Origin of the sequence: Rhodococcus sp. NCIMB 12038 (genome assembly GCF_002165735.1) — a bacterium.
Classification (GTDB): Bacteria; Actinomycetota; Actinomycetes; order Mycobacteriales; family Mycobacteriaceae; genus Rhodococcus_F.
In genome coordinates this window covers 231,484-251,722 of record NZ_NHML01000015.1, presented here as the reverse complement: position 1 = coordinate 251,722, position 20,239 = coordinate 231,484, and the positions used below count along the sequence as shown (strand labels likewise).

At 69.8% G+C, this 20,239-nt stretch carries 7 protein-coding genes; 4 read left to right on the top strand and 3 right to left on the bottom strand.

Going from position 1 to position 20,239, the window contains the following annotated elements; all coding sequences use genetic code 11:
- Positions 1 to 315, top strand: a 315-nt coding sequence (locus tag CA951_RS23990; RefSeq protein ID WP_143543089.1) for an RNA-guided endonuclease TnpB family protein, incomplete at its 5' end; no start/stop codon positions are given.
- A gap of 69 nt (positions 316 to 384) precedes the next feature.
- On the opposite strand, the gene CA951_RS23985 is transcribed toward CA951_RS23990, so the two are convergent.
- Together CA951_RS23985 and CA951_RS23980 are read right to left on the bottom strand one after the other, a co-directional pair.
- A complete protein-coding gene (locus CA951_RS23985; protein ID WP_256974048.1) occupies positions 385 to 702 on the bottom strand; it encodes a hypothetical protein in 318 nt (105 codons plus the stop codon).
- A 116-nt stretch (positions 703 to 818) separates the two neighbouring features.
- Positions 819 to 1,406 carry a sigma-70 family RNA polymerase sigma factor gene (locus tag CA951_RS23980; protein WP_087559193.1) on the bottom strand — a complete coding sequence of 196 codons (588 nt, stop codon included), beginning with the start codon at positions 1,404 to 1,406 and terminating at the stop codon, positions 819 to 821.
- A 174-nt stretch (positions 1,407 to 1,580) separates the two neighbouring features.
- On the opposite strand from CA951_RS23980, the gene CA951_RS23975 reads away from it, so the two are divergent.
- From CA951_RS23975 to CA951_RS23965, 3 genes are all read left to right on the top strand, one after another.
- A complete protein-coding gene (locus CA951_RS23975; protein WP_087559192.1) occupies positions 1,581 to 2,768 on the top strand; it encodes an AAA family ATPase in 1,188 nt (395 codons plus the stop codon).
- A gap of 129 nt (positions 2,769 to 2,897) precedes the next feature.
- Positions 2,898 to 4,853, top strand: coding sequence for an aconitate hydratase (locus tag CA951_RS23970; RefSeq protein WP_087559191.1), 1,956 nt, complete (start codon positions 2,898 to 2,900; stop codon positions 4,851 to 4,853).
- A gap of 28 nt (positions 4,854 to 4,881) precedes the next feature.
- The gene (locus CA951_RS23965) at positions 4,882 to 5,598 is read left to right on the top strand and encodes a M50 family metallopeptidase (RefSeq protein ID WP_087559190.1); all 717 of its coding nucleotides are present in this window, start codon (positions 4,882 to 4,884) and stop codon (positions 5,596 to 5,598) included.
- Here CA951_RS23965 and CA951_RS23960 read toward each other — a convergent pair.
- On the bottom strand, positions 5,533 to 20,202 hold the full coding sequence (locus tag CA951_RS23960; RefSeq protein WP_087559189.1) for a non-ribosomal peptide synthetase: 14,670 nt from the start codon (positions 20,200 to 20,202) through the stop codon (positions 5,533 to 5,535). The genes CA951_RS23965 and CA951_RS23960 overlap by 66 nt on opposite strands.
- Positions 20,203 to 20,239: the final 37 nt, after the last annotated feature.

The following is a 20,239-nucleotide window of genomic DNA, read 5'->3' as shown; positions in this document are numbered from 1 at the left end:
GTGCGGAACATGGTGAAGAATCGGTCGTTGTCCCGGGCGATCTCGGATGCGGGGTGGTCGGAGTTCCGGACCATGCTCGAGTACAAGGCCGACTGGTACGGGCGGCGGGTGGTGGCGGTCGACCGGTTCTGTCCGTCGTCGAAGACCTGCTCGGTGTGCGGGGAGGTCGTCCCGGCGATGCCGCTGAATGTGCGGGAGTGGGCGTGCCGGTGCGGCGCCGTCCACGATCGGGACGTGAATGCGGCGAGGAACATTTTGGCCGTCGGACTGGCGGTGGCAGCCTGCGGAGACGGTGTGAGACCACCCCGCACCTAAGGTGTGGGGAGGCGACTGTCGGTGAAACAGGAACCTCGGGACGTGAGTCCCGCGGGGAATCTCGGTCGTTCACGGCCGAGAGGAAGTCAACGGAACCACCCACACCGTTCCCTCGCGACGGGGATGCGTGAGCATCACAAATCCGAAGTCCGTCGGCAGCCCGTCCGCGATCGACTTCCATGTGTCGCCGCTGTCGTCGGAGCGGTAGACCCCGTGATGGTTCTGGGCGTACAAGCGGTCGGGGACGACGCCGTCACGGGCGATCTTGTGGACGCACTGGCCGAACTCCGGGTTCGGGTCCGGGAGGAAGTAGGCGGTGATCCCGGTGTTGCGCGGCTCCCAGGACGCACCCCCGTCCGTGGTGCGATACACGCCTCCGGTGCTCATCGCGACGTGCACGGTGTTCTCGTCCTGCGGGTGCGGGACGACGGAATGCGCTGCGGCGCCGCCGTATCCGGCTCCCCACTCGGGTCGCCGGATGGCAACGACCGAGCGGGAACCTCTCAGCGGGCGGGTCCGTGCCCGATCCGCGCCCGCAGGTGGCTCAGCGCCCGGTGCTGCGCGACGCGGACGGCGCCCGGTGTGGTGTCCAGGACCCGCGCGGTCTGTTCCGCCGACATTCCCACGATGACGCGCATGAAGAGGATCTGCTGGTGCCGGACCGGGAGGGTCTCGACGAGCAGTCCCATCTCGCCGCGCAATTCGTCGCGCAGGACATGATGTTCGGGGCCGTCCTCGACGTCCACCACGTGATGTGCGGCGGCGGCGCGCGCGGTCGGCGGTACGGACATCCGGGTGGCGCGTCGCCGCGCGTCCGACACCTTGTGCGCGGCGATGCCGAAGATGAACGACAGCAACGACTTCCCCTGGTTCCGGTACGTCCGCAGGGCGCTCATCAACGCGAGGCACACGTCCTGGGTGACGTCGTCGGCGGTCGTGTGCGGGTGATCCACCGATTCGAGGCGGGTCGTGCAGTAGCGGTGCACGAGCGGATGCGCAATGCGGAGAACCTCTTCGACGGCGTCTTCGTCGCCCGTCGCTGCGTACGGCGCGAGTCGTTCCAACTCGGCTCTGGCGTCCAATTCGATCATGGTGTTCTCCCTGTTCCTGCGGCTGCATCCAGCCTCGGGGGAACGCGCGATCGTCGATAGGCACCGCAGGGTGCGGAAGTACCCACCCCGGCCCCGCGGCAACTTCATAGCGGGATCTAGGACACGCGCTAGATGAGCGCAGATTCGGCAACAGACGTTGTTACCTTCGTGGCCATGGACCCTGTCCGTAACCCCTATGCACCCGGCGCGGGGCAGCGCCCGCCGGAGCTCGCGGGACGAACCAGGCAGCTCGACGCGTTCGACGTGGTGCTCGAGCGGATCGCGCGCGGCCGCCCGGAGCGCAGTGTGATGCTGACGGGTCTGCGCGGGGTCGGGAAGACGGTCCTGCTGAACCATCTGCGGTCGGCGGCCATCTCTCGCCGGTGGGGAACCGGGAAGATCGAGGCCCGCCCCGATCAGGATCTGCGGCGGCCGCTGTCCTCGGCGTTGCACATGGCGATCCGGGAGATCGCGGGCGCGCACCGCGACCCCGACCGGGTGGAGGAGTTCCTCGGAATCCTGAAGTCGTTCGCCCTGCGCGCGACGGCCGACAAGGGCATGCGCGAGCGGTGGCAGCCGGGGATCGACGCGCCCGCGGTGAAGGGTCGCGCCGATTCCGGGGACATCGAGATCGACCTGGTGGAACTGCTGCTCGACGCGTCGTCCCTGGCCCGCGACGTCGGCGTCGGGATCGCACTGTTCATCGACGAGATGCAGGACCTCGGCGCCGCGGACGTCTCCGCGGTGTGCGGGGCCTGCCACGAACTCAGCCAGGACGCGGCCCCACTGATCGTGGTCGGTGCCGGACTGCCGCACCTGCCCGCGGTGCTGTCGGCGTCCAAGAGCTACTCGGAGCGGTTGTTCAGCTACCACCGCATCGACCGGCTGGACCGGGTGTCCGCGGACCGGGCGCTGATCGCGCCCGCCGAACGCGAGGACGTGAAGTTCACGGACGAGGCGCTCGACGCGTTGTACGCCGCGGCCGACGGCTACCCCTATTTCGTCCAGGCGTACGGCAAGGCGACGTGGGACGTGGCCGCGGCGACACCCATCACGGAGGAGGACGTGCGGGTGGCGGAGCCGACCGCGGAGGAGGAACTGGCGGTCGGGTTCTTCGGTTCGCGATACGAGCGCGCGACGCCGGCCGAGCGGGAGTACATGCGCGCGATGGCCGACCTCTCCGGGGACGACGGCCCGGTCGCGACGGCGGCGATCGCGTCCGAACTGGGCCGCAAACCCGCGTCGCTGTCACCGGCGCGGGACGGGCTGATCAAGAAGGGTCTGATCTATTCGGCCGAGCGCGGGTCGATCGGATTCACCGTGCCGCACTTCGGGAAGTATCTGCGCGCGCAGCACGACTAGCGCAATCTAGCGCTTTCTACGGTTTTGCGTAGAAAGCCGAAGATTGTCCTGTCGAGTGCCGGACTGTTCCGGCCGCTGGCCCTCGCCCTCGTTCCGGCGCATCCTGGAAGGACGACGAAGGGATCAGCGATGTCGGACACTGTCGCCCGCAAGGTCATCGGTGCACACCTCCTCGACGGCCGGATGGAACCGGGTGAGGAGATCTCGATCCGGATCGATCAGACCCTCACCCAGGACGCCACCGGAACCCTGGTGATGCAGGAACTCGAGGCGCTCCACCTCGACCGAATCAAGACCGAGTTGAGCGTGCAGTACGTCGATCACAATCTACTGCAGGCCGACGAGAAGAACGCCGAGGACCACGAGTTCCTCCGCACCGCCGCCCTGCGGTACGGGCTGTGGTTCTCGAAGCCGGGCAACGGCGTCTCCCATCCCACCCACATGCAGCGCTTCGGTGTCCCCGGCAAGACCATGGTCGGTTCCGACTCGCATACCCCGGCGGCGGGATCGCTGGGCATGCTCGCGATCGGCGTCGGTGGACTCGAGGTCGCCATGGCGATCGCGGGTCAACCCCTCCACATCCGGATGCCCCAGGTCTGGGGTGTGGAGTTGACCGGCAGGCTCCCCGAGTGGAGTTCGGCGAAGGACGTCATCCTCGAGATGCTCCGCCGCCACGGCGTCAAGGGCGGGCTCAACAGAATCATCGAATACCACGGTGAGGGACTCGCGACGCTGACGGCGATGGATCGTCACGTCATCGCGAACATGGGCGCCGAACTGGGCGCCACGACGTCCATCTTTCCCTCGGACGACGCCGTCCGCGCGTTCCTGCGCTCCGAGGGCAGGGAAGACGATTTCGTGGAACTGCGCGCCGATGCAGGCGCGGAGTACGACGTGCACGAACAGCTCGACCTGTCGACGATCGAGCCGCTGATCGCGAAACCGTCGTCACCGGGAAACGTGGTGCCCGTCCGGGACGTCGCCGGTGAGGACGTCAGCCAGGTGGTGATCGGGTCGTCCGCCAATCCCGGACTGCGCGACTTCGCGATCGCTGCGGCCATGGTGTCGGGACGGCAGACCGACCCGAGCGTGAGCTTCGACGTCAATCCGAGTTCGCGGGAGATCCTCTCCGACCTCACCAAGATGGGCGCGACGCTCGAACTGGTCGTGGCAGGCGCGCGCATACATCAATCCGGATGCATGGGTTGTATCGGCATGGGACAGGCGCCGGCGACCGGCCGGAATTCTCTCCGGACGATGCCCCGCAATTTCCCCGGGCGTTCGGGCACCCACGATGATTCCGTGTGGCTGTGTTCACCCGAGACGGCTGCCGCATCGGCTCTCACCGGGGTGATCACCGACCCGCGGGACTGGGCGGAGAAGGCCGGGATGCCGTACCCGGAGATCACGCTTCCGGATGAGGCCACCGTGAACACGGCCATGCTGGTGGCGCCGTTGCCGGAGGAGGAGGCTCGGCACGTCGAACTGGTGAAGGGCCCCAACATCTCGTCCCTGCCCGAGTTTCCGCCCCTGCCCGACCGCATCGAGGCTCCGGTGCTTCTGAAGGTCGGTGACAACATCTCCACCGACGAGATCTCTCCGGCCGGGGCCCGGGCCCTGCCGTTCCGCTCCAACATTCCCAAGCTGTCCCGGTTCACGTTCACCCAGGTCGACGAGACCTACCCGGCGCGCGCGGAGGAGACGGCGAAGACCACCGGGCATTTCATCGTCGGCGGCGACAACTACGGGCAGGGTTCCTCCCGTGAGCATGCCGCGATCACCCCGCGGTACCTCGGTCTGCATGCGGTGATCGCCACCTCGTTTGCCCGTATCCACTGGCAGAACCTCGCCAACTTCGGTGTGCTCGCACTCGAATTCGAAAACCCGGACGACTACGACACGATCCGGCAGGACGACGTGCTGGTCCTCGACGGAGTCAGGGAGGCCATTCGTTCCGGCCCCCGTCTGACCCTGCTCGACGCGACCCGTGACGTGGAGATCCCGGTGCGTCACCGGCTGTCTCCACGTCAGGTCGACGACGTGCTCGCGGGCGGATTGATTCCACAGCTCGCACGCAGGGAGTGATCAGCCGGTCGCCGTACACTCGGCGCCGATGAATGGAATGCACTCGTTGTGGGAGCGCGTGAGCGCCGTCAGCCCCGCGCCGGCTCCCTGGATCGTTCAGGTCACGGCGGTGGTGGCCGTGATACTCGTTCTCGAACCGCACGCCTGGCGGATCACCCGGAACGTCGTGACCATCGTGCACGAGGGCGCGCACCTGGTGGTCGCCCTGCTGTTCGGTCGCACGCTGAAGGGGGTGCGGCTGCACTCGGACACGTCGGGTGTGGCCATCTCGTCCGGTAAACCGACCGGGCTCGGCGTGGTCCTCATGACGTTCGCCGGCTACGTGGGTCCCGCCGTTCTGGGTCTCGGCGCGGCCTGGGTGCTGGGCACCCAGCATGCGATCGCGGTGCTGTGGATCGGTGTCCTGGCACTCGCGGCCATGCTCATCCTCGTCCGGAACCTGTACGGATTGTTCTCCCTCACGGTGGTCGGGGCACTGCTGTTCGGGCTCGTGTGGTTCGGCACGCAGGACCAGCAGGTGGCGGCGGCCTATCTGATCACGCTGTTCATGCTCGTCGCTGCCCCGAGGCCGGTCCTGGAACTGCAGCGGCAACGCGCCCGCGGCGCGGCCCCGGAGTCGGACGCGGATCAGCTGGCGCGGCTCACCCACGTTCCCGGCATCGTGTGGGTGGGGTTGTCGCTACTCGTCACTCTGGGCTGTCTCGCGCTGGGCGGCTGGTGGATTCTCCGGCCCGTCGGCGCCTGAGACGCCGTCGAGGTAGTCGGCCAGGATCGGTCCGATGACGGCCAGCGCCTCCGGGTCGGTCATCTGCGCGTGCGGGCGGTCGACGGTGTGGGCGATCACCTCCCCGCCGATCCACGGCCGCCACGTCGCGCACGCGGCCGTGGGCTGGGAGCCGTCCCCGGCCGCGCCGAAGAACAGCAGGCTGCCGTCGAAGTGCCCGGGCGCGAAGTCGGCGGCAGCGTCGATGACGTCGACATAGTCCTCGTACAACCGGGCCAGCTGCTCCGGACCCAGCTGTTCCGATGCGCCTTCCCCGAATTCCGCGAGCAGTTCCGGCAGCGTCGGTACCGGGGTGCCGCGTTCCGCCGACGCGTAGCTGTCGATCATCGCGAGTACGCCGATCTCCTCGCCGCGCGAGCGCAACTCGACCGCCATCGCGTGCGCGATCACGCCGCCCACCGAGTACCCGAGCAGGTGGTACGGCCCCCGTGGCTGCACGCGGCGGATCTCCTGCACGTAGCGAGCGGCGCGCTCCGTGATCGACGTGAACCGGTCGCCGGCCGCCGTCACGGCGGGGGATTGCACACCCCAGACCGGGCGACCGGGGTGAAGATGCGCACTCAATCCCGAATAGCACCAGGCCAACCCGACTGCCGGATGGATGCAGAACAGCGGTTCCCGTCCGCCGTCCGGCCGCAGCGGCAACAGCACCTCGAGCGCCGCGGAGGCGTCGGAGGCGGCGGCGAAACTCGACGAGATCCGCGCGGCGATGCTCTCCGCGGTCGCGTCGGTGAAGAACCAGTCGAGGCGGATCTCGACGTGCGTCGAGGTGTGCAGCCGGGACGCCGCCCTGGTCGCGGACAACGAGTTGCCGCCCAGCTCGAAGAAGTTGTCGTCCAGCCCCACCAGCCCGGTGCCCAGCACGTCCGCGAACACCGCGGTGACCAGTTTCTCGGTGCGGGTCGTCGGGGGACGGAACCGCTGCGCCCGTGGCACACCCGGATCGGGGAGCGCGCGCCGGTCCAGCTTGCCGTGGGATGTCGACGGCAGTGCCTCCAGCACCACGATCTGGTTGGGCACCATGTACCGGGGCAGTCGCTGCGCCAGTTCCGCCGACACGGCACGGGTGTCCACGTCCGCGCCCGGACGCGGCACGACGTAGCCGACCAGTCGGGAACCCGTGGCAGGGGATTCGTAGACGGCCGCCGCGGACTGCGCGACGGCGGTGTTGCGGCGCAGCGCCGTCTCGATCTCCTCGAGTTCGACGCGTTGACCGCGGATCTTCACCTGCAGGTCCCGCCGGCCGAGGTATTCGATCGTGCCGTCGCGCCGGCGACTGACCACGTCGCCGGTCCGGTACATCCGCTGACCGGGCGGTCCCCACGGATTGGCCGGGAACCGGGAGGCCGTCGTCCCCGGCTGCCCGAGATACCCGCGGGCCAACTGGGCGCCCGAGAGGTAGAGCTCACCGGGAACGCCGGCAGGCACAGGATGCAGCCGCGAATCCAGCACGAGCGCACCGACCCCGTCCTGCGGCACGCCGATCGGGACGGTCGTGCCGACACTGCCGACGACCGTGCGGGTCACGGCGACGGCCGTCTCGGTCGGGCCGTACTCGTTGTAGAGCACCGTGTCCGGGCACCGTGCGTGGAAACTGTGCGCGGTGCCCGGCGGCAGAACCTCGCCGCCGCAGGACACCTGCCGCAGCGACGTGAGATCCGCGTCGGGGATCGCGAGGATCTCGGCCAGCATCAGCGGAAGGAAGTATCCGGCGGTCACCCGGTGCCGTCCGATCAGCTCGGCGAGATGCCGGGGGTCGCGGTGGCCGTCCGGGCGGGCGATCACCAGCCGCGCACCGGCGATCAGCGGCCACCAGAATTCGCGGACCGAGGCGTCGAACGTGTACTGCAGCTTGAGCATCACCGTGTCGCCGGCGCCGAGCGGGTCCGTGTCCTGCCGCCACTTCAGGAAGCTCACGACGGCGGCATGGGTCACGACGACCCCCTTTGGGGTGCCCGTCGATCCCGACGTGTGGATCACGTACGCGGGGTTCTGCGCCCTCAGGGGAGCGGTCCGGTCGAGATCGGAGACCGGCGACGGATCGAGCGCGGACAGGTCCACCCGGTCGACGACGACGAGCCGTGTCTCCGCGGGCAGAACGTCGGCGAGGTCGAACCGATCGCGTTCGGTGGTGAGGACGACCCGCGCGTCCGAGGCGCGGATGATCTGGGCGTTGCGCTGTGCGGGCTGGTCGGGGTCGATCGGCACGTACGCCGCGCCCGCCTTCGCGACGGCATACATTCCGACGAGGAGGTCGACGGAGCGGCGAATCGCCAATCCCACCAGAGACTCCGGGCCGACACGAGCGGCGATGAGGTGGCGGGCCAGCCGATTGATCTGACGGTCGAGTTCACCGTAGGTGAGGACGCGGTCGCCGGCGACGACCGCTTCGGCGTCCGGCGACGTGGCGACGTGCAGCTCGAACAGATCGACGAGGGTCTGACCGGAGGACGGCGCTGCGGCCGGGACATCCGGGTCCGGATCGACGAGGGCGAGGTCGCCGACAGCCCGATGCGGTTGTGCGACAGCCTCGCTCAATGTCCGGAGGAAACGTTCCCCGAGTTCCACGACCGTGTGATGGTCGAACAGGTCGGTGGCGTAGGTGAACACGGCCGTGCGCCGGGTGCGTTCCGTCGACGGGCGGGGATCCGCGGTCACGGTGAGTTGCAGTTCGAATCGGGCCGACCGGGTGGGGGGAGTGGTCGCCGACACCCGCAGTCCGGGCAGGGTGAGCAGGGTGTGGTCGAGGTTCTGGAACGCCAGGGCCACCTGGAACAGCGGATTGCGGGCGCGGGAGCGGGTGGGATCGAGCGCCTCGACCACGGTCTCGAACGGGACGGTGGAGTGCGCGAACGCGTCGAGGTCGTCCTCCCGCACCCGGCCCAGCAGGTCCGCGAAGCTTTCCGCGGGCCTCACCTCGGTGCGCAGGACCAGGTTGTTGACGAACATGCCCACCAGTTCGTCGAGCGCCTGATCCCCGCGTCCCGCGACGGGTGTGCCGAGCACGATGTCCGTGGACCCGCTCAGCTTCGCGAGCAGCACGGCGAACACGGCGTGCACCACCATGAACGGGGTGACGGCGCACGTCGACGCGGTGTGCTCGACCGCGCGGTACAGGGCGTCGTCGAGCGCGAATTCGACGGTGCCGCCGTGGTGCGACGCGATGGCCGGATGCGGACGGTCGGTGGGCAGCGACAACTGCTCCGGCGCACCGGACAACGTGTCCTTCCAGTACGACAGTTCCCGCGCCGCGACGGACTGCGGATCGTCGCGGTCGCCCAGCACTTCGTGCTGCCACAGGGTGTAGTCCGTGTACTGGACGGGCAGTGCGGCCCACCGCGGCGCCGCGCCAGCCACCCGCGCCTCGTAGGCGGTCATCAGATCGCGGACGAGCAGCGGCACCGAGAACCCGTCCGCGCTGATGTGATGGACCATGACGGCGAGCACCCACTCGTCGGCGGCGAGGGCGAACAGCCGGGCACGGATCGGCGGTTCGGCGCCCAGAGTGAAACCCTGCGACGCGAACGTCGCGACCCGCGCGGTGACGTCGTCCCGGGCCACGGGTATCGGCCGGAGGGACGGGGTGGCCCGCGACACCGGGATCAACTGCTGGTACGCGACTCCATCGCTGTCCGGGTACAGGGTGCGCAGCGGTTCGTGCCTGCCGACCACGTCCGTGATGGCCGCGGTGAGGGCGGCGACGTCGAGTGTTCCGTCGAGCCGCAGCGCCATCGGGATGTTGTATTCGGGGGAGCCGGGTGCGAGGCGGGCGAGGAACCATAGTCGTTGCTGCGCAGGCGACAGCGGCACCCGGCGCGGGCGTGGGCGCACGGTCAGGGCGACGTGCGCCGCGCCGTCGGTCTGCTCGGTGACGGCCGCCGCGAGTGCGGAGACGGTCGGGGTGTCGAACACCGCGCGCACCGGCACCGACGTCTCCAGTGCGGCACCGATCCGGGACACCGCGCGCGTCGCGGACAGCGACGTGCCACCGAGGGCGAAGAAGTTCTCGTCGCGCCCCACCAGGTCGAGTCCGAGGACCTCCGCGAACGCTGTCGCCACCACCCGCTCGGCGGGTGTGTGCGGGGCCTCGAAGTCGGTGGCCGCCGGAACGGGATCGGGTAGCGCCGAACGGTCCAGTTTCCCGTTGACGGTCAGCGGCACGGCGTCCAGCACGACGACGATCGCGGGTACCAGCGGTGCGGGCAGTCGGGTCGACGCGTAGCGGATCAGTTGATCCGGATCGACCGTCTCGCCCCGCCCCGGGAGTACATACGACACGAGTGCGTCGACACCGTCGCGCAGTTCACGCACATCCGTCGCCGCGAACCGCACGCCCCGATGTGCGAGGAGGGTCGCGTCGATCTCGCCGAGTTCGATTCGCACACCCCGCAGTTCGATCTGCGCATCGTTGCGGTAGAGGTACTCGATCGACCCGTCGCGCCGCCACCGGCCCACGTCTCCCGTCCGGTACATCCGTTCCCCGGCGCCGCCGAACGGGCAGGCGACGAACCGTGCGGCGGTGAGCGCGGCCCTGCGATGGTAGCCGCGCGCGACGCCCGGACCGCAGATGTAGAGTTCGCCGGCCACTCCCGTCGGAACCGGATGCAGACGCGCATCCAGCAGGAGTACCGCGGCGCCGCGGACCGGCCGGCCGATGGTCACCGGCCGATCGGCCACCAAGGGGTCGCTGATGGTCGTCATCACCGTCGTCTCGGTCGGGCCGTAGCCGTTGAACAGCGACACATGCCTGTGCGGTGCCCAGGCTTTCACGAGGTCCGGCGGGCACGGTTCGCCGCCCACCACGACCACCTGCAGGTCGTGCAGGCCGCGGGGGTCGACCGTCGCCAGAACCGTCGGTGTGGTGAACACGTGGCTGACCCGCTCGCCGGCCAGCACCTCGGTGAGCGGATCGTCGCCCTGCACCGTCGGAGGGGTGAGCACCATGCACGCGCCCGCACCGAGCGCGAGCAGTATCTCGAGCACCGTGCCGTCGAAGCCGGGGGACGACGCGTGCAGTGTCCGCGAGGCCGCGGTCACCGCGTAGCGCTCCCGCTGTTCCGCCGTGAAATCGGCGAGACCGGTGTGAGTTACCGTCACACCCTTGGGTTTCCCCGTCGAACCGGACGTGTAGATCACGTACGCCGGGTGCTGCACCTCCAGCGGCCGCGTGCGTTCGGCGTCGGTGATCGGGGCCGAGGAGTAACCGCGACTTTCGGTGCGGACGTCCGGGGCGTCGAGCAGCAGCCAGTCCGCCCCGTCCGGCAGCGCCTCGCGGTCCGCGACCGTGGTCAGCCCGAGCGCGGCGCCGGAGTCGCCCAGCAGGTACTCGACCCGCGCGGCGGGGTAGTTCGGGTCCACGGGCACGAACGCGGCACCGGTCTTCGCGACGGCCCACACCGAGACGACGGACAGCGCCGAGCGCGGCAGCGCGAGAGCGACAATCGTCTCGGGTCCCACCCCGCGCCGTATCAGCGCGCGGGCGAGGCGGTTCGACGCGGTGTCGAGTTCGCGGTACGTCAGGGTCCGGCCGTCCGCCGTCAGTGCCGGACCGTCCGGATTCCGTTCGGCGGCTGCCGACATCAGGCCGGGCAGCGTCCGCTGTGGCAACGACGGCGCACCGGCGTGGCGGGCCGCCCTCTCCGCACCGCCCCGGAGGTCGATGTCGCCGACCACGACGCGCGGATGCGCGAGCGCGGTGTGGAGCAACCGCCGGAACCGGTCCGTGAACCCGGAAACGGTGGTCTCGTCGAACAGGTCGGTGGCGTAGGTGAAGACACAGGAGAGGGGTCCCGGGTCACCCCGATCGTCGAGCGATTCGGAGACGGTGAGCTGAAGATCGAATTTCGCCGTATGCGTCTCGATCTCGACGACGGCGGCGGACACCTCCGGCAGATCGACCACGACGGGTGCGGTGTTGTGATAGGCGAGCGCCAACTGGAACAGCGGATTGCGGCCACGCGACCGCTCCGGCGCGACCGCCTCCACGATCTCCTCGAACGAGACGTCCGAGTGCGAGTACGCGGCGAGGTCGACGTCCCGCACGCGGGCGAGAGTGCCGGCGAACGTGTCGTGAAGGGCGAGGTCTGTCCGCAACACCAGTGTGTTGACGAACATCCCGACGAGGTCGTCGAGTGCACGCGGCCCGCGTCCCGCGATCGGAGTGCCGACGACGATGTCCGCGGTGCCGCCGAGTCTGGCCGCGAGGACGGCCAGCGCCGCGTGCACCACCATGAACGGAGTGGCGTCGTGGGTGCGTGCGAGGGCACGAATCCGCCGGTGCGTGTCCGCGTCGAGGGTGAACGCGACGTCGGCGCCGCGGTGCGTCGCGACCGGCGGTCGGGCGCGGTCGAACGGCAGGGTCAGCAGTTCGGGCATCCCGGACAGGGTCTGCCTCCAGTACGCCAGACTCGGCTGCCCGTCCCGCAGTTCACGCTGCCAGAGGGCGTAGTCGGCGTACCGGACCGGCAGTGGTGTCCACACCGGTGAGGCGCCCTGCGCCCGCGCGCGGTACGCCGTCATCACGTCCCGGGCGAGCGGTCCCAGCGAGAACCCGTCGGCACTGATGTGGTGGACGACCAGGGCGAGCACCCACTCGCCGGTGCCGACCGCGAGAAGTTCGGCGCGTACCGGGGGTTCGGCGGTGAGGTCGAATCCCGCCGACTGCAGTTCCCGTACCCGGCCCGCGGGATTCGCGGTCTCTCGGACCGTGCACGGCGGCACGGCGCTCGCGGGGAGAACGTGCTGGCACGGGATCCCGTCGTGCTCGGGATACACGGTGCGCAGGGGTTCGTGGCGGTCGATCACGTCACGCACCGCCGCACACAGTGCCGCTTCGTCGAGAGTGCCGGTGAGGCGGAGGACGACGGGAATGCTGTCGGTGGCCGAGCGTCCGTCGAGCCGGTTCAGGAACCACAGTCGTTGCTGGGCGAGGGACAGCGGCACGTGGACGGCCGGGGCACGGGCGACCAGCGGCGCCTGCTCGGTCTCGAGGGCGCGGTCCGCGAGATACGCGGACAGTTCCGCGACCGTGGGGTGGTCGAACAGTGCGCGGAGTTCGACGGTGGTTCCCAGCGCCGCTCCGACACGGGCGGCGGCCTGCGCGGCGGTCAGCGAGTTGCCTCCGGCGGCGAAGAAGTTGTCGTACCGTCCCACGGACGCGGTGCCGGTCACCTCCGCGAACACGAACGCGATTACGTCCTCGGTGGGGGTGACGGGCGGATCGGACGCAGGCCTCGCGGGCGCCGGCTCCGGCAGGGCCGCGCGATCCAGTTTTCCGCTGGACGTGACGGGCAGTTCGGGAATCGGGACGAAGGCGGAGGGGATCATGTAGGCCGGGAGCAGTCCGGCGAGACGGTCGGCGATCCGCCGCTCGTCCGGCGCATCGCCTGCGGTCACGATGTAGGCGATCATCCGGTCGCCGGCGTCCCGGTCGCGGTGCACGGTGACCGCCGCCTGGGTCACGGCCGGGTCGGACGTCAACGCGGTTTCGATCTCCCCGGGTTCGATGCGCTGGCCGCGGAGTTTGATCTGGAAGTCGCTGCGCCCCAAATATTCGAGCCCGCCCGCCTCGTTCCATCGCACCACATCGCCGGTGCGATACATCCGCCCGCCTGTGCCGCCGAACGGGTCGGCGACGAAGCGTTCGGCGGTCAGGTCGGGACGTCCGGCGTACCCGCGCGCCAGGTACGCGCCGGCGACGTACAACTCGCCCCGCGTCCCGACCGGCACCGGTCGCAGCCGGCGGTCGAGCACATACGTACGTATGTTGTGGACGGGACCGCCGAGGGAGATCGCCGCGCCGATCTCGTTGCCGTCGACCGACTCCGACGTGGCCGCCGCCGCCTCGCACGGGCCGTACCAGTTGTACAGCGCAGCGGCACTGCGTTCCGCGAATCGTGTTGCCGTGGCAGCGGGCAGCGACTCGCCTGCCGAATACACGCGACGCACAGTCGGGGGCACCTGCGGCCCGCAGTGCTCGAGGAAGGCGTCGAGCATCGACGGAACGACGTGGAGCGTCGTGATCGACTGCTGCGCGACGGTCCGCGCGAGATAGCCGGGGTCCTGGTGTCCGCCGGGCTCGGCGATCACCACCCGTGCTCCGGTGTGCAAGGGCCAGAACAGTTCCCATGCGGAGATGTCGAATGTGAGCGGGGTCTTGTGCAGCACCGCATCGGTACCGTCGAGCGGCGTCAGCGTCTGCGCCCACTGGAACTGGTTGACCATCATCTCGTGGGTCACCGTGACGCCCTTGGGTCGTCCCGTGGAACCCGAGGTGTAGATGACGTATGCGGCGTTCGCCGGGCGCAGCGGTGCGCGTCTCTCCGAATCAGAGATCGGGCGGGGATCGTATCCCGTGACGTCCAGCCGGTCGAGATCCACGACAGCGGCTCCGTCCGGGACCGTGCCGCCCCTGGCACCGGACGTGAGGACCAGTGCGGCCGAGTCGAGTACGAGGGCGGTGCGTCCGAGCGGGTGCCCGGGATCCACGGGCAGATAGGCGCCGCCGGCCTTCAACACCGCGTGCAACGCTACGAGAAGCTGCATCGAACGGGGAACCGCCACCCCGACGACGCTTTCCGGTCCGACGCCCCTCGCCACGAGATACCGGGCCAGTCGGTTCACTCGAGCATCGAACTCCGCGTACGTCACCCGATCCGCGCCGAACACCACCGCCACGGCGCCGGGCGAGCGCCCGACCTGTGCGTCGAACAGGTCCACCAGGGTGACCGAGGGCACCGGTGCGTCCGTTGCGTTCCAGGTGCGCAGCACCCGCTCCCGCTCCGCGGCGCCGAGAAGATCGAGACTCCCGACGGCGACGTGCGGATCCTTGCCGATGTAGTCGAGCACGCGGCCGACTCGCGCGAGCAGGGCCTCACCGTCGTACCGGTGTGACCGGCACTTCGCCGTCAGCCGCAGGGTCGGGGCCGCCGTCACCGCGAGTGTCACGGCGTAGTGCGAGGCGTCGTGTGCGCGAACGCCGTTCAGGATCAGACCGTCCGTGAGTTCCGGCAGCGCGGTGCGGTCCACGGGGTACGACTCGAACGCGACCAGCGTGTCGAACAGCGGCGCCACCCCGACCGCCCGCTGAATGTCGGAGAGGCCCAGCCAGTGGTGTTCGAGGAGGTGAACCTGCTCGGCCTGCAGGTGGGTGAGCAGCGCGGCCACGTCGATACCGGGATCGAGGGGGATCCGCACGGGGACGGTGTTGACGAACAATCCCACCGCGCCCTCCACGCCGGCGAGTTCCGGCGGCCTGCCGGAGACGGCCTCCCCGACCACGACGTCGTCGTTGTCGGTCGCCTGCCCGAGGACGATTCCCCAGGCCGCCTGGACGACGGTGCTCAGCGTGACTCCGAGTTCGCTCGCGCGGGCCGTCAGCCTCCGGGTGTCCGCCTCGCTCAGTTCCAATATTGACTCGGACGTGGTCGGGGTATCGTCCGCCGAGGCGGCAGGCTCGGTGACGCCGTCGAGCGCCGCGGCCCACGCCCGCGCCGAGGCGTCGGTGTCCCGCGTCGCCAGCCACTCCAGGAAGTCGCGATAGGGGCTCGAATCCGGTGATTCGGTGCGGAAGTCACCGCGCCGGTAGGCGGTGAAGAGTTCACGCACCAGCAGCGGCATGGACCAGCCGTCCAGCACGATGTGGTGGGCGGTGATCGCGAGTTCGGCACGGTCCGGCCCCCGCGACAGCAGGGTGAACCGGATCAGCGGTGGGGCCGACGGGTCGAAGCGGGTGGTGCGGTCGTCGAGCAGAATCTGCTCGGCGCCGGTACCCGTGACGTCGATGTGCCGCCACCGCAGCGGCACATCGCCGAGTACGAGTTGCACCGGGACGCCGCGACTGTCGCGCACGAACGCGGTGCGCAGGTTCGCTCGCCCCGCGAGGACCGCGCCGCATGCGCTTCGAAGTCGGTCGGGATCGAGGTGCCCGGACAGGGTCAGGATCACCTGCATCGCATACGGATCGGCCTCCTCGCCGGTGAGCGCTGCGTGGAACAGCAACCCCGACTGCAACGGTGTCAGCGGCCACACGTCGAGCAGACCCGGACGGTCGCGTTCCCACTCCTCGATGTCTTCGCGGTCCACGGCGACCAGCGGCAGATCGGACGGAGTGAGCCCACTCGTGTGCGGAGAACGCGCCACCGCGGCGAGGGTTGCCAGCGCCTGCTCCCACAGATCGGCCAGAGCCTGCACGGCCTCGGCCGCAATCGCACCCGTCGGGAACGCGAACGTGGCGTCGAGGACGCCGTGACTGGTGAACGCGGTGATGTCGATCAGCGCGGTGACCGGCATCGACGGTTCGGCGGAGGAGAACATGGCGGTGCCGTCCCGCACCGGCCGCCAATCACGTTCGGAATCAGCGGAATCGAGCCGCCCGAGGTAATTGAACGCGATCTGCCCGGTCGCGTCCCCGGGACGCCGCAGCAGGCCGTAGCCGACGCCCTTGTCGGGCACGGCACGCAACTGTTCCTTGACCACCGTGATGGCGGTGCCGGCGTCGTCGAGGTCGAGGTCCCCCAGGTCGAGGCGGATCGGAAAAATACTGGTGAACCACCCGACGGTGCGGGAGAGATCGGCACCGGGCAGCACCGCTTCCTCGCGGCCGTGACCCTCGAGCCGGATCAGCGGCACCGTGGCCGGTCGTCCGCGGCGACGTTGCCACTGCGCGAGAGCGAGGGCGAGGGCGGTGAGCAGTACATCGTTGACCTCGCAGCGGAACGCGGCCGGAAGGTCGATGAGGAGCGAATGTGCTGCGGATGTTCTCGTGTGAATCCGGTCCACCGTCGAACTCACGTCGCGGCGGGCGTCGAGTGGCCGGGTGCCGAGCGGCGGATCCACGACCGACGTCATCGCACGCCAGAACGACAGTTCGGACCTGCGGTCCGGGCACTGCGCCTCCTCGGCCAGTCCGTGCGACCACCGGCGCAAGGACGTGCCGACCGGCGGAAGGCTGGGCGACGCTCCCGCTTCGAGTTGCGCCCACGCCGCGGCGAGGTCGCCGATCAGGATCCGCCACGACACCCCGTCGATCACCAGGTGATGCGCGACGAAGAGCAGCCGCCCACGGCGGGTGGCGTCCTCCGGTCCGGGATCGAGCCAGACGCACTGGATCATCACGCCGGCAACCGGATTCAACCTCCGAACTGCCGCCTCGTGCTCGTCCCGCGCAAGCTGCGCCTGGTCCGCGTCGGCGGGCAGCATGACCCGTGTGATCGTGCCGTCCGGCAGCGGTGCGCCGGCCGGACTCACCGTGAGGAACGCCGTCCTGTCGGAGCGGCGTCCGAGGCGTGCACGCAGCGCGTCGTGCCGATCGACGACGGCCCCGATCACCGTGTGCAGTTTCTGCGCGTCCACGCCCCGTGGCAGTTCCACCACCACAGCCTGTGCGTACCGGTCGATTGCCTCGACGCGGTCGAAGAGGAACCGGGTGGCCGGGGTGAGTGGCATCTCGCCGATCCCGCCGCCGGGGAGTTCCTCGAGGGCCGGTCCGCTCGGATCGGCGGCGACCACGCCGAGCCGGGACACCGTCCGCTGCTCGAACACGTCGCGCGGGGTGAACGTCATTCCGGCGCTCCGCGCGCGGGCGGCCAGTTGGATCGCCATGATGCTGTCGCCGCCGAGCGCGAAGAACGACTCGTCCACACCGAAATCGGCGGTCCCGAGGATGTCGGCGTAGAGGGCGTGGAGCGTCCGTTCCCGGTCACTGCCGGGGGCGACCCTGGTGGACGACCGGGCGCGGGGCTCGGGAAGGGCAGCGCGATCCAGCTTGCCGGACGGGGTCAGCGGAAGGTGGGGGAGCACGACGACGTCGGCAGGTACGAGATGCGGGGGCAGTTCGGCGGTGAGGAACGACAGCAACTCCCGCCCCGTCACCGTGTCGGAGCCCACGTACGACACGAGCTGATCGCCGGTGGCCTGCGAGCGAATCACGGTGACGGCGAACCGAACCGCCGGATGCAGGCGGAGCGTCGTGTCGATCTCCCCGGGCTCGACGCGCAGGCCCCGCAGGTTCACCTGCTCGTCGCTGCGGCCGAGGTACTCGAGTTCGTGGTCGCGGGTCCAGCGGACCGTGTCGCCGGTGCGGTACATGCGGGTACCCGGCGGTCCGTACGGATCGGCGACGAACCGCTCCGACGTCTGGCGGGCCCTGCGGTGATACCCGCGGGCCAGGGCCGCCCCCGCGACGTACAGTTCGCCGGCCACGCCGACGGGGACCGGGCGGAGCCGGTGGTCGAGGACCACCACCCTCGTGCCGTCGATCGGCCGGCCGATGGTGACCGGTGCGGAGTCGCGGAGGGGGTCGCTGACGGTCGTCATGACGGTGGTTTCGGCCGGGCCGTACGCGTCGATCATCCGGCACCGGGACGTCCACCGCGACACCAGTTCCGCTGGGCACGCCTCGCCGGCGACGACCAGGGTGCGCAGACCTGCGACGTCGCTGGGCTCCATCGATGCCAGCACCGATGGGGTGAGCACCGCATGGGTGACGGTTTCGGTGGTCATCAGCTGCGCCAGCGAGGATCCGCCGTAGGTTTCACGTGGGGTAATGACCAGTGCGGCGCCGGAGCCGAAGGCCATCAGCATCTCGAAGACGGAGGCGTCGAAGCTCGGCGACGCGACGTGCAGGACCCTCGCCGACCCGTCGAGGTGGAGTCGGGTGCGTTGCGCGGAGACCAGATTCGCGATCCCGCGGTGGGTGACCACCACCCCCTTGGGGGTCCCGGTCGAGCCGGACGTGTAGATGAGATATGCGGCGTCGTCGAGTTGCGTTGCCGGCGTGCGGAAATCAGGGCTTCCGGCACGGTCCGCCTCGTCGAGCGGCAGCCACTTGGTACCGTCCGGCAACGTGGCCGCGAACTCCGCGGAGTTCAACCCGATCGCCGCGCGGGAGTCGTCGAGCATGTGCCGGACACGCGGCTCCGGGTATGTCGGGTCCACCGGCACGAATGCGGCTCCCGTCTTCGCGACGGCCCAGACCGCGCAGAGATAGTCGAAGGACCGTGGGAACGCCAGCGCCACCACGTCGCCGGACCCGACGCCGGACCGTGCCAGCGTCGCCGCGATCCGATCCGACCGCTCGTCGAGTTCCCGGTAGCTGACCTCCCGGCCGGCGTGGACGACGGCCGTCGCGTCCGGGGCCCGGACGGCAGCAGTGCGGAACACGTCGGCGAGCGTGACCGGCGCACTGCCCGGCGGTCCGGGGCAGGGGACCAGCGTCGCGGTTTCGTTCTCTGTGAGGATAGGAACGTCACCGATCGGGTGCGCGGTCTCGGCGTCGAGGAAGCGCTGGAAGTACCGCAGGAATCGCACATGGTGACCGTCCAGCTCGTCCTGCGAATACAGTCGCGGGTTCGCCTTGAAGTCCAGGTGCACGCGTCCGTGGGGACCGGAGCGGTACAGGTTCACCAGCAAATCTTCGATCGGACCCGAAGACAGCACGTGCAATTGACTCCGCAGGGAACCGAGTTCGAGTTCCTCCGGGAACAGCATGATGTTGACGGCGGGGCCTAACAGTCGCGGCCCGGACAGCGTGTCTCCCAGATCGGCGCGGATGTCCTCGTGCCGGTACCGCTGATGCCGCAGGGCGCCGGACATCACGAGACGCGTGCGGGACACCAGATCGCCGACGGCTGCCGCCCCCGCACCCGGGATCCGCAGCGGCACAATATTGGACACCATTCCGCCGGACCGGCGCAGCGCCGCCGTCGTGCGAGCCGACACCGGGAGGCTGAGCGTGACGTCGTCCTCGCCGGTCATGCGCGCCAGAAAGCCGGCGACCGCGCAGACCGTGAGCGTCGCAGGGTTGACCCCGTGCGCCGCCGCGCATTTCTCCAGCCGATCGACCAGTTCGGTGGACAACAGGCCGCTGACGTCCCGGGAACCGGCGGCCGCAGGCGCAAACCCGCGCGCGAGAGTGCTCGGATGGGTGACGCCACGCATCGTGTCGGTCCAGTACTCCCGGTCGGCGTCGCGGCGGGCCGAGTCGCGGTAGTCGATCTCGAGGTCGTGAATGCGTCGCAGGCCGAGGGTCCTGCTCGCGGGCGGCGGAAGTCCGTGCACCGCGGCCGTGTAGAGCGCGGCGATCCGGTAGACCAGCGTGATCGACCCGAAACCGTCCATCGCGACGTGGTGCGCGCGCGAATACCAGAAGTAGTGGCTCGGCCCGACGTGGAGAACGAACGAGACCGTCAGACGGTCGCGCCGGACGTCGATCGGTTCGGCGGACTCGGCGCGCATCCACGCGTGCGCCGACGTCTCGGGGTCGGGAGCGTCCCGGAAGTCGACGTAGCCGACGGTCGCGTCGAGGCTCGGGTCCACCCATTGCCGCGGTTGCCCGTCGACCTCGGTGATCCGCAGGAAGAACGACTCGAACTCGGCGGCAGCGCGAGCACACGCCGACGCGAGAGCGCTACGGTTCAGCGAGCCACGGATGTCGACGTACTGGGCGACCGACACGGGAACGGCAGGGTCGACGCGCTGCGCGAGCCACATCCCCATCTGTGCGGGCGACAGCGGATAGGCGCGCGCCGACGAGTCTCCGGGACCAACCGGGGTCGGTGAACTCATCGCTGACTTCTCTCACGCATCCGTCCCCGCACGACGC

Coding starts and splice junctions, on each gene's coding strand:
- CA951_RS23975 (WP_087559192.1), top strand. CDS start 1,581: ATGGACCCTGTCCGTAACCCCTATGCACCCGGCGCGGGGCAGCGCCCG.
- CA951_RS23980 (WP_087559193.1), bottom strand. CDS start 1,406: ATGATCGAATTGGACGCCAGAGCCGAGTTGGAACGACTCGCGCCGTAC.
- CA951_RS23960 (WP_087559189.1), bottom strand. CDS start 20,202: ATGAGTTCACCGACCCCGGTTGGTCCCGGAGACTCGTCGGCGCGCGCC.
- CA951_RS23970 (WP_087559191.1), top strand. CDS start 2,898: ATGTCGGACACTGTCGCCCGCAAGGTCATCGGTGCACACCTCCTCGAC.
- CA951_RS23985 (WP_256974048.1), bottom strand. CDS start 702: ATGAGCACCGGAGGCGTGTATCGCACCACGGACGGGGGTGCGTCCTGG.
- CA951_RS23965 (WP_087559190.1), top strand. CDS start 4,882: ATGAATGGAATGCACTCGTTGTGGGAGCGCGTGAGCGCCGTCAGCCCC.